Source organism: Mangrovimonas futianensis, assembly GCF_021245805.1.
Lineage (GTDB): Bacteria > Bacteroidota > Bacteroidia > Flavobacteriales > Flavobacteriaceae > Mangrovimonas > Mangrovimonas futianensis.
Genome location: NZ_JAJJNF010000089.1, coordinates 1 through 279 on the forward strand (window position 1 = coordinate 1; position 279 = coordinate 279).

Sequence of the window (279 nt, forward strand, 5' to 3'; positions counted from 1 at the left end):
AGCCCTCAGTTTTGCTCTCATACTCATCCTGTTAAACTTGCAATAGTGAGAAAGGTTAAGACCATAACCGATGGTAACTTTGTTGTACAAGATATCAATGGCAACATCCTTTTCAAATTGAAAGCTGTAGACTCAATCTTTCACGGGCGCCACGTTTTAATCGATGCTCATGGAAATCCTATTGTCACTCTAAGAGATAAGGTCTTGTGCTTAACAATTTGATAGCATCTCTTTTCCTGTTAATTTCCTTATATGTATATGTATATTCAATCAGTAAGG

Annotated in this window: 1 protein-coding gene; it reads left to right on the forward strand. The window is 36.6% G+C overall.

Annotated features, from left to right (window positions below):
• A partial coding sequence (locus LOK78_RS16560) for an LURP-one-related family protein (protein WP_232635691.1) occupies nucleotides 1-222 on the forward strand: 222 nt, incomplete at its 5' end.
• Between the last annotated feature and the right edge of the window lie 57 nt (nucleotides 223-279).